Genomic DNA, 7,841 nt, shown 5'->3' on the forward strand with positions numbered 1-7,841 from the left:
TCGACACCCGAAAATGCGTTCGCCGGACGCTTACGTTCTTTCGAGAACGACGGTTCCGATCTGGCGTGCCAAGCGGCATCTCGCGGAGCTGGGCGACGGTGTTGATGCCGATCTCGCGCAGCTTGATCGTCGTCCTGGTGCCGACACCCCAGACCTCCGAGACGTCGGTGCGCGTCATCGCGAAGGCCGCGATCTTCTCGTCCGTGAGGTCGGCCACGCCGTTGAAGACCGGGTTCTTCTTGGCAATGAAATTGCCGAATTTCGCGAGGGTCTTTGTGTAGCCGATGCCAACACAGGTCGGGATCCCGACGTTCTGGCTAAAGGTCGCACGCATCTCGGCCGCATGGTCGAGCATTCGACCACCGAAGCCGGACAGATCCACGAAGGTCTCATCAATCGAATAGATTTCAGTCCTCGGACTGAAATCGGAGATCGTGACAGCAACCCTCCGGCTGATGTCGTCGTACAGCGTATAATTGCTGCTGAACAGCCGGATGCCATGCTCGCGGGTCTTGTCTTTGAACAGATGTGCAGGCTCGCCCATCTTGATCCCGAGAGCCTTCGCCTCGTCGGATCTGGCGACCGCGCAGCCATCGTTGTTCGACAGCACCACGACGGGCTTCCCCCGGAGGTCGGGATCGAAAGGGCGTTCGCAGGAGACGTAAAAATTATTGCAGTCGATCAGGGCAATCATCCGGCATGTCATTCCACCGGATAGCGTCGAGCGATCCCGGCGACGACGCCCCATATCTCGGTGCTTTCGAGAACCGGAAGCGGCGGATAATGGTCGTCTGATCGAGCCTCGAGCCACAGTCGGCCGTCTCGCTTCGTCAGCACTGAACCGCGCCGGGTTTGCCGGAGGCTGTTTGGTTTAAGTTATGCGGCCATGGCTGGTTCGTTCAGTATGGCGTAGTACTGCTCCTCGGCTTCGGCTGGCGGAATGTTGCCGATGGGCTCCAGAAGTCGTCGATGGTTGAACCAGTCGACCCATTCCAGGGTCGCGAATTCCACCGCTTCGAAGCTGCGCCGCGGTCCGCGCCGATGGATGACCTCGGCCTTGTAGAGGCCGTTGATCGTTTCGGCGAGCGCGTTGTCGTAAGAGTCGCCGACACTTCCGACGGACGGCTCGATCCCGGCCTCCGCCAGTCGCTCCGAGTACTTGATCGTCACGTATTGAACGCCCCTGTCCGAGTGGTGAATGAGGCCGTCGCCATGAACGGGACGCCGCTCATGAAGTGCCTGTGCCAAAGCATCGAGGACGAACCCGGCATGCGCCGTCCGGCTCACCCGCCAGCCGACGATGCGGCGCGCGAATACGTCGATGACGAAGGCCGCATAGACGAAACCCTGCCAGGTGGCGACATAGGTGAAATCCGAAACCCAGAGCCTGTTCGGCGCAGGAGCCTTGAACTGGCGGTTCACCCGGTCGAGCGGACTCGGAGCCGACTTGTCCCGGACCGTCGTTCGGATCGGCTTGCCGCGGATGATGCCCTGAAGGCCCATCGCCCTCATGAGCCGGGCGACGGTGCTGGGCCACGTCGAAGCCCTCCCGCTTCGATTGCCGCCAGACCTTGCGCACGCCGTAGACGCGGAAGTTCGCCTCGAACACACGGCGTATCTCGATCTTCAATGCAATGTCGCTGCGGGCGCGGACCGACAGCCGGTCCACGTCCAGGCGTTTGGCAACGTTCTCGTAGTAGGTTGATGGGGCAATCGGCAGCAGTCTGCAGATCGGCTCGACCCCGAATACCGAGCGGTGTTCGTCGATGAAGGAGATCATCGCTTTAATGGGCGGTCGAGCTCCGCCATCGCGAAATAAGCGGACGCTTTGCGCAGTATCTCGTTGGCCTGCCGAAGCTCGCGGTTCTCCCGCTCCAGCGCCTTCATCTTCTCGGCGACTTCGCTGGGAAGTCCGGGCCGGGAACCATCGTCCACTTCCGCCTTCTTCACCCATTCATTGAGCGTCTGCGCCGTGCAGCCGATCTTGGCGGCGATCGAGGAAACCGCTGCCCATCGCGAGGAATATTCGACTTGGTGATCCAAAACCATCCGCACTGCTCGGGCGCGGGCTTCCGGTGAAAACTTGTTTGTTGTCTTGCTCATATCGGCTCCACTTTCTCAGAAGTTGGAGCCTCCGGCAAACCCGGCGCGGTTCAGTCCATTATGACCAAAGAGATCACCCACATACATTCTTGTGATACAACCAAATGCCTAGTTGGTCGCCTTGAAGGGATCAGAACCAACGACCCTGTTGTTACTAAGCCTTCCGTCTCGCATCCCCTCGTAGCAGACATCGGCTCGGTCTGAACTAGCGCGACCGATTCGGAAGCGGGTGCGGGCTGCTGCTCACGTTGTACGCAGACGGTCGATCAGCGGCAAAGATCTCGAATGGCGCATAGCAGACGCCGTTTGGAAGCCAGGAACTCAAGATAATCGCACGCGACACCTTAGCAGCCCGAAATTAAGCCGAAGCGAAGGGCCTGTCAGACTACTACAGGTTTACTCGTAATTTTATTCAGTTAAACTTTAGATACGAATCGCTCAATTGATGGAGTAAGCATGGCAAAGTCTCCGAATACTGCTCCTGAGGCTGCGGGCAAAAAAACCGGATCGAAGAACAAGATAACCTTGACGATTGTTGTGAATGGCGAACCGGTTTCTGTTGAAGCCAATGTTAATGCACCTCTTCATACAGCAATCGCCAAGGCGCTGGAGGAATCAGGCAACGTAGGTCAGCCTCCTGAGAATTGGGAACTCAAGGATGAGAACGGGACAGTGTTCGACGCGAGCAAAAAGATTGAGGATCTTGGAATTACAGCCGGACAGAAGCTATTCCTGAGCCTTAAGGCTGGAGCCGCAGGTTGACCGAAAGTCAGTTCGTCGACGAGGCGGTTTCTCGACGAAAGTTCGAACGCGAAGTCGCACAGTATCGGGAGCTTGAAGACTCGTATCGCCGGCGAGGTTGGTTCCTTTTGGACGCCACGTTTCCTACTGTCTTGGTTTTGTTTGTCGCATTGAAGGTCACACCCCGGTCGCTTGTGTGCGCGGTACGCCTGGATTTCACGAACTACGACCTTGAGCCACCGTCGGTGACGTTCGTTGATCCCTCAACTGGGACTGCATTGCCGGCGAAAAGCCTGGGTTTTAAGATGCTGCGTCTCAACGGTTTGAAAGAAGCGTCGCCAGAAACCGTAACCACTCTGGCGCAACAACAGCGGCTATCTGTTCAAGAGCTGCTTCAGGCCCATAGCCCCGACGAGACCCCGTTCCTTTGCCTTCCCGGGGTTCGAGAATATCACGATCATCCGGCTCATACAGGTGACTTATGGCTATTGCATCGTCGCTCTGGCGAAGGCTCGTTGCACTTTATTCTCGAACAAATTTGGGCCAGCGGGATCAATCCAATACGGATGCTAGAGTACCAAATTCAAATGAACTTCTCAGGCTTCCAGATGGACGCAGCGGCTCTACCCAGGTAATTGGTCTCGCCGCTGTCGAACGCTTCGTAGTTCCGCGCGCGGCCGTCAACGATGTGCATGAGCATCTGGCAGAGGTAGGCCGCTCTGGATACGAGGGACTGGGGCTCTGGGTGGGGACCGTGGCAGCCGAAATCGCAACCGTCGAGCGAGCGCTCATCCCTCAGCAACGCCTTATTCGATCCGCGGCGGGAGTCGGCGTTCACGTCGACGGAACCGAGTTGCATCGCATAAACATGTGGCTCTTCGATAACGGGCTTCGCATCCTCGCGCAGATTCACAGTCACCCTAGTGACGCGTACCACTCCGATACAGACGACGAATACGCGTTGGCAACGGCGGTCGGCTCGCTCTCGCTTGTCGTGCCGGACTTTGCGACAGGTCCCACTGATCTCTCGCAGACCGCTGTTTACCGGCTCAACAAAGCGGGAAAGTGGATGGCGGTGTCGCAGGAAACGGTGAACCGTCTCATAGAAATCGTGGATTGAAACATGGCATTGGCGAAATACTTCGTTCGCGCGGCCACGGCGGCGTCACAAATTCTCCAGGGCTTCGACCCCAAGGATTTTGAGGACCTGCTCAACGACCTAGTGATCGGAATTGCGTTTGATGAGCAGGCATGCGCGACCGAGGGCAGAGCGTCACTCGATCTCCTGGTCAGGTTGGTGGCGCGCCTCTATCCGACCATTTGCCTGTTGCCTTCGGGAGAGGAGGCAAAAAAGCTAGCCAAGAATCTCGCCTCACTGGCTCGCTCAATCAACGAAGACATCACAATCGCTCGCCGTGGATCATCGGCGCTTTCGCATTGTCTGGTTGTTGGCTCTACCAACCCCGAAATCTCCTGCCCAAAGTTCTTCCTCGGCTCTGACGGGTGGATTGCAAAATTCTCCCCAGAGGAGCCGGTCGGAACCGCCTGCAGTAACAATGCTTTCGGCGCAGGTGCCGCCGCGTGCATTGCTGCGTCGAACTTATTTCGACATATATTCAGAGATCAGATCCCCGGTGCGACAGTGGACAAGGCGGTCACGTTTTCCTTGTTTGACTACGCTCCTGGCTCGCGCGCTAACCCGCCACTTTCCGACACCGCGCTCGATGATTTATTCCTTCTCGGGCTAGGCGCGATCGGTAACGGCGCAGTGTGGGCGCTCTCCCGCGTTCCGCACTTGCAAGGGCACTTGCAGGTGGTTGATGGCGAGCAGGTAGACCAAGGGAATCTTCAGCGTTACGTGCTGGCGCTCGAGCGGGATATTGGCCAGAGCAAGGTGAAGCTTGCTTGGCGATACCTGAAAGCTCAACGCAACCTTACAATCGACGGCCATAGCGCCAGATGGCAAACGCTGCCAATCATCCGCTCCATGCAGCATGTGGCAGTCGCACTAGATACGGCGGCGGATCGAATTGCAGTACAAGGTACGCTACCTCGCTGGACTATCAATTCTTGGACTCAGCGCGGTGACCTCGGAGTGTCGCACCACGGATTTGAGGGGGAGATGGCATGCCTTGCATGCTTGTATATACCGAACGGAACGGTTCCCGACGAGGACCAAGTCATTGCCGAGGCCCTCGGCCTCGAGGACCGGAAAATAGATATAGTGCGACCTATGCTTCACGATGGTGCCCCCGTTAGCGAGGAATTGATGCGAGATATCGCAAGCCGGCTGACAGTCCCCGTTGAGCCACTCCTTCAATTCGTAGACCAGCCCTTGAGGAACCTTTACCGAGGCGCCATCTGCGGCGGCGTTGTGTTTGAGCTCACAGCTGGGAGCAAGCCGGTGCGTGTCGAGGTTCCGATGGCTTTCCAGTCGGCGATGGCCGGCATCATGCTGGCCGGAGAAATCATCAAGCAGGCGGCAGGCAATGCGCCAGATTGGACCACTGCCAAACTTAATTTGCTACGCAATATCCCTAGTGACATAGTCACAGAGCGGCGCAAGAAGGATCGGCTGGGTCGCTGCATTTGTCAGGATGAGGATTACTTAGACGTTTACCGCGCCAAGTACCAGGCACCGGAGGTAGGCGGCTTCGGCAAAAAATGATCCTTGTTTGCCGACAAATCAGTCCTCAGAGTCGCGCCATCCCGTCCTTCACGTCACGTCGCTAGATGGAGCTGTACTGCGATGCTTACTTAGCAGCCGCGGCATTCACTTTCACGGCCGTATCTCTCGACGGTTCATACGGTGGAGGCCGCAGGTCAGGCCGCTTGAGCGTCGATGGTCGGCGGTGTCCAATTCCACGGAAGCAGTTGCTCCAGCCTGGCAATAAGCGTGTCAGCGACGCGGCAAGAACGTCGGCAAGCCATGCTTGCGGCTCGATGTTGTTGAGCTTTGCCGTCATGATCAGTGTGGCCATGCAGGCGGCACGATCTGCACCGCTCGGTTTGAAGCCGGGCCTGCAGATCGTCGATGAGCGGTAAACGTGACTGCGGCGGCGCTCCAAGCGTTAATCGGCGGCGGCAAGCCCGTTGATATCCCGCTCGATGTCGAACAGGGCATCGATTCAAAGTCCGAGTTCGACAGGTTCGGCAACCGCCAAGCCGGTACTAAGACCGGCTGAGACCAGCGACGCTGAAAGCGGCGATGTCGCCAACAAAAACGACCAATTTTGCTAAAGGCGCTCTTGATTGACCGAGGCCGTAGGGGCGGCGGCGGGGGCTGAAGACCGGCAAGAACAACTTTTTCTGCTCGTCGTCGTTACTACTCGCTCGGATTTTTTGATAGTGTTCCAGAAAGAGAATCAGTCGGAAGGTGGGGCACGCATGGCCGACAAGAAAGTTGTTTTTGTAGCATTTGCGATCGAAGACGTTCGTTGCCGCGACTACCTCAAGGGTCAGTCACTCAATACCCGCTCCCCATTCGAATACGTGGATATGTCGGTGAAGGAAGCTTACGATGAGGATTGGAAAGCGCGCGTGCGAACCCGCATCAGGCGGTCAGACGGCGTGCTTGTTCTCGTCAGTGAGAACTCACTCAAGTCGAGTGGTCAGAAGTGGGAGATCAAGTGCGCAAGGGAAGAGGGAAAGCTGGTGCGCGGGATGTGGTGCTACAAGGACGACCGCACCAAGATCGAAGGCCTAAATACCATGGTCTGGACTTGGGACAATATCGCGAACTGGATCGATAGCCTCTAAATGCGCAAAGCTCTCGTCGTCGGCATTGACTACTACGATAATGTGTCGCCGCTCTATGGGTGTGTGAACGATTCCTTCGCGGTCAAATCCATGCTCGACCGCCATGCTGACGGATCGGTGAATTTCGGCGTCCGCCATATCACAGGCACCGGCCCAAATGACATGGTTCCGAGGGAAGAGCTTCGGAGCGCGATCAAGGAGCTTTTCGATGGAGATGGCGAGGTCTCGCTGCTCTACTTCGCGGGTCACGGGCACGTCGAGGCGACGGGCGGCTATCTCTGCTCGTCCGAGGTGAAGACCGGCAACGACGGCGTCTCGCTGGCGGAGATCATGACGATGGCCAACAATTCTAAGATCGCCAACCGTGTCATCATCCTCGACAGTTGCCATAGCGGCGTAGCTGGAGGGAGCGCGCTTCAGCAGAAGGTTGCGGAGATCAGCGATGGCGTCAGCATTCTCACAGCCTCCACCGACGAGCAGTATGCCAGCGAGGAGAACGGTGCCGGGGTCTTCACTTCCCTTCTGGTAGACGCGCTTGGCGGGGCTGCAGCCAACCTGATTGGTGAAGTCACCCCTGGCGGCGTGTACGCTCATGTCGATCAGTCACTCGGGCCATGGGCACAACGCCCTGTTTTCAAAACCAACGTGAAGCGCTTCGTGTCTCTGCGGAAGGTTCGGCCGCCGCTTGAGCTCGGCGAGCTGCGGAGGATTTCCGAATTCTTCCCATCGGCTGGGTACCAGATGCACCTTGACCCCACCTACGAGCCGGAGCGGCAGGACACGTGGGCGACCGATCCACGAGGCATTCCCGCTCCCGATCCGGATCACAACGCCATCTTTGCTATCCTGCAGAAGTACAACCGCGTCGGCTTGCTGGTCCCCGAGGGAGCTCCGCACATGTGGCATGCCGCCATGGAGTCGAAGACTGTTCGACTGACTGCCCTCGGAGAGCACTACAGGCGGCTGGCGGCGAAGGATCTGATATAGACGGCTGATGAAACGGAAAGAAATTGAAGAGGCCCTGCAGCGCACTTTGGAAGGCCTAGCGCATATCGAACACGAGCGCTGGTCGCACTGGCAGAAGTACATGCATGCTAAGGGAATCCGGCAGACCGATGGAAGTCTGCTAATACCTGCCGACCTTGTCGCGCAGTGGGATCGTCAGATCGCGACGCCATATGCGGAGCTGTCCGAGAATGAGAAGGATGCCGATTCCGATGAAGCCGCCCCTTTGTTCC

At 57.7% G+C, this 7,841-nt stretch carries 8 protein-coding genes, 3 pseudogenes and 1 other annotated feature; of the genes and pseudogenes, 8 read left to right on the top strand and 3 right to left on the bottom strand.

Annotation, left to right across the window (positions count from 1 at the left end; translation table 11 throughout):
* Together CO655_RS32615 and CO655_RS32620 are read right to left on the bottom strand one after the other, a co-directional pair.
* A pseudogene (locus tag CO655_RS32615) lies at nucleotides 1–694 on the bottom strand (hypothetical protein); the annotation flags it as partial.
* Nucleotides 695–876: 182 nt separating this feature from the next.
* Nucleotides 877–2,103, bottom strand: a pseudogene (locus CO655_RS32620) (IS3 family transposase).
* Nucleotides 1,706–1,822, bottom strand: a sequence feature (AL1L pseudoknot). (Overlaps the previous pseudogene by 117 nt.)
* A gap of 456 nt (nucleotides 2,104–2,559) precedes the next feature.
* Here CO655_RS32620 and CO655_RS32625 point away from each other — a divergent pair.
* From CO655_RS32625 to CO655_RS32640, 4 genes are all read left to right on the top strand, one after another.
* Entirely contained in the window at nucleotides 2,560–2,865 is a 306-nt protein-coding gene (locus tag CO655_RS32625; protein WP_011427321.1) for a DUF2604 domain-containing protein, read from the top strand.
* Nucleotides 2,862–3,479 carry a putative metal-binding protein gene (locus CO655_RS32630; RefSeq protein ID WP_011427320.1) on the top strand — a complete coding sequence of 206 codons (618 nt, stop codon included), beginning with the start codon at nucleotides 2,862–2,864 and terminating at the stop codon, nucleotides 3,477–3,479. The genes CO655_RS32625 and CO655_RS32630 overlap by 4 nt, the downstream gene beginning before the upstream one ends.
* A gap of 119 nt (nucleotides 3,480–3,598) precedes the next feature.
* Complete coding sequence (locus CO655_RS34635) at nucleotides 3,599–3,964, top strand: Mov34/MPN/PAD-1 family protein (protein WP_245424011.1); 366 nt, start codon at nucleotides 3,599–3,601, stop codon at nucleotides 3,962–3,964.
* A 3-nt stretch (nucleotides 3,965–3,967) separates the two neighbouring features.
* Nucleotides 3,968–5,512, top strand: coding sequence for an E2 ligase fold family C protein (locus CO655_RS32640; protein ID WP_097667939.1), 1,545 nt, complete (start codon nucleotides 3,968–3,970; stop codon nucleotides 5,510–5,512).
* A 155-nt stretch (nucleotides 5,513–5,667) separates the two neighbouring features.
* On the opposite strand, the pseudogene CO655_RS34125 reads toward CO655_RS32640, so the two are convergent.
* Nucleotides 5,668–5,846: pseudogene (locus CO655_RS34125) on the bottom strand (transposase domain-containing protein); the annotation flags it as partial.
* A gap of 45 nt (nucleotides 5,847–5,891) precedes the next feature.
* Here CO655_RS34125 and CO655_RS34130 point away from each other — a divergent pair.
* The 4 genes from CO655_RS34130 to CO655_RS32660 form a co-directional block, all read left to right on the top strand.
* Nucleotides 5,892–6,029 carry a hypothetical protein gene (locus CO655_RS34130; protein ID WP_176539351.1) on the top strand — a complete coding sequence of 46 codons (138 nt, stop codon included), beginning with the start codon at nucleotides 5,892–5,894 and terminating at the stop codon, nucleotides 6,027–6,029.
* Between the two features lie 67 nt (nucleotides 6,030–6,096).
* Nucleotides 6,097–6,603 carry a TIR domain-containing protein gene (locus tag CO655_RS32650; RefSeq protein ID WP_245424012.1) on the top strand — a complete coding sequence of 169 codons (507 nt, stop codon included), beginning with the start codon at nucleotides 6,097–6,099 and terminating at the stop codon, nucleotides 6,601–6,603.
* On the top strand, nucleotides 6,604–7,590 hold the full coding sequence (locus tag CO655_RS32655) for a caspase family protein (protein WP_097667940.1): 987 nt from the start codon (nucleotides 6,604–6,606) through the stop codon (nucleotides 7,588–7,590).
* Nucleotides 7,591–7,597: 7 nt separating this feature from the next.
* The coding region (locus CO655_RS32660; RefSeq protein ID WP_097667941.1) for a hypothetical protein at nucleotides 7,598–7,841 on the top strand (244 nt) is incomplete at its 3' end.

It is taken from the genome of Rhizobium sp. M1 (assembly GCF_002531805.1).
GTDB classification, from domain to species: Bacteria; Pseudomonadota; Alphaproteobacteria; order Rhizobiales; family Rhizobiaceae; genus Rhizobium; species Rhizobium etli_C.